Here is a 1,924-nt window from a genome sequence, read left to right as displayed (position 1 = left end):
GGCCTCTGTCCCGCGCGCCGCGTGTATCGCGTCGAGGACCCCGGTGCCCTGCGCGGTCAGCCCGACGAGAGTGGCCCGCCGGTCGCTGGGATCGGGCCGCCGTTCGACCAGGCCGCGGGCTTCGAGGGCATCGACGACTTCGGTAGCTGACCGGGGCGCGATATGCAGGTGATCCGACAGGTCGGACAGGCGCATGGCCTCGTGGTGGTTCAGCACGCGCAGCGCCCGGAAGTGGGACGGGTTGATGTCCCAGGGGGCCAGGGTCTGGATCGACGTCTCGCGCAGCCGTCGCCCGACGGACCGGAACGCGTCCGCCAGCGACTCGTCCCCGCTGGTCCCATCCCCGGCGGCGGCGGAACGGCCTGTCAATTTCGCTGCCCTGATCACCGGAATATCTTACCAGCAGCTACCGTTGTAGCCTCATATTGAGGTAACCTCAGCATATACTTACGCCCGAGCCCCGCCCGGCGGCGGGGCTCCCCCCGGCAGAATCGAGCAAGCACTTGGCGTCACCAGACACGAATTCACCGAACCCACCCACCACCAACTCGCAGAACGCGGGCCACGGCCGGTCCCGTGGCGCGAGAACGGTCACGGCCGCGGAGAAGGCGCAGGCACGAGAGGTGTCGCTGCGCCGCATCGGGCGGCTCTTCAAGCCCTACACCTGGCAGATGGCGATCGTCACCGCGATCATTGTCGCCTCCTCCATCGTCAGCGTGGCCTCGCCGTTCCTGCTCCGCGCGGTGATCGACACCGCCCTCCCCGACCGGAACCTGCGGCTGCTCATCCTGCTGGTAGCCGGGATGATCGGCATCGCCGCCGTGACCTCCGCCTTCGGGGTGATCCAGACCTGGATCAGTACCAAGGTCGGCCAGCAGGTCATGCACGGCCTGCGCACCGGCGTGTTCGGCCACCTGCAGCGGCAGTCGGTGGCGTTCTTCACCCGCACCCGCACCGGCGAGGTCCAGTCCCGGATCACCAACGACATCGGCGGCATGGAGTCCGTGGTCACCTCGACCGCGACGTCGGTCGCCTCCAACCTCACCACCGCGGTCGCCACCGCGGTCGCCATGGTCGCGCTGTCGTGGAAGCTGTCCCTCATCTCGCTGGTCGTCATGCCGCCCGCCATCTACCTGAGCCGCAGGGTCGCCCGCATGCGCCGGGCCATCACCACCGAGCAGCAGCGTGAGCTGGCCAACCTGAACGTCACCATCGAGGAAGGCCTGTCAATCAACGGGATCCAGCTGGCCAAGACGATGGGCACCGGGCCGTCCCTGGTCCAGCGGTTCACCGCCTCGTCGGCCCGCCTTATCGACCTGGAGCTGCGTTCCCAGCTGGCCGGGCGCTGGCGGATGGCCTCGATGAGCATCATCTTCGCGGCGATCCCGGCCGTCATCTACCTCGCCGCCGGCCTGCCGGTCACCGCCGGCACCATCAGCATCGGCACCCTCATCGCCTTCACCACCCTGCAGAACAGCTTGTTCCGGCCGCTGACCGGGCTGCTCAACACCAGCGTCTCGGTGATCAGCTCACTGGCCCTGTTCGCGCGGATCTTCGAGTACCTCGACCTGCCCGTCGAGGTCGACGACCCCGTTCACCCGGTCGAGATCGACCCGGCCCAGGTCACCGGGCACGTCCGGTTCGAGAACGTCAGCTTCGCCTACCCTGGCGCCGACCGGCCGGCCCTGGCCGGAGTCAACCTGGACGTTCCGGCCGGCCGCGCGCTCGCCCTAGTCGGCGAGACCGGATCGGGCAAGACCACCCTCGCCTCGCTGGTCGCCCGGCTGTATGACCCCGGCAGCGGCCGCGTCAGCATCGACGGCATCGACATCCGCGACATCAGGCTCACCGACCTCGCCGCTATCGTGGGCGTGGTCAGCCAGGAGACCTACCTGCTGCACACCACGGTGCGGGAGAACCTGCG

2 protein-coding genes are annotated in these 1,924 nt (G+C 68.8%); one reads left to right on the top strand and one right to left on the bottom strand.

Features of this window, described 5'->3' with window-relative positions:
* Window positions 1–369, bottom strand: a 369-nt coding sequence (locus WCB02_RS28610; RefSeq protein WP_423963110.1) for a MarR family winged helix-turn-helix transcriptional regulator, incomplete at its 3' end; no start/stop codon positions are given.
* Between the two features lie 254 nt (window positions 370–623).
* Between WCB02_RS28610 and WCB02_RS28605 the strand changes: the two genes are divergently transcribed.
* A partial coding sequence (locus tag WCB02_RS28605; RefSeq protein ID WP_423963109.1) for an ABC transporter ATP-binding protein occupies window positions 624–1,924 on the top strand: 1,301 nt, incomplete at its 3' end.

Source organism: Bradyrhizobium sp. (genome assembly GCF_049581145.1).
Lineage (GTDB): Bacteria > Pseudomonadota > Alphaproteobacteria > Rhizobiales > Xanthobacteraceae > Bradyrhizobium.
Note: the sequence above shows the minus strand (reverse complement) of the source record. Positions and strands in the feature narration are given on the sequence as shown.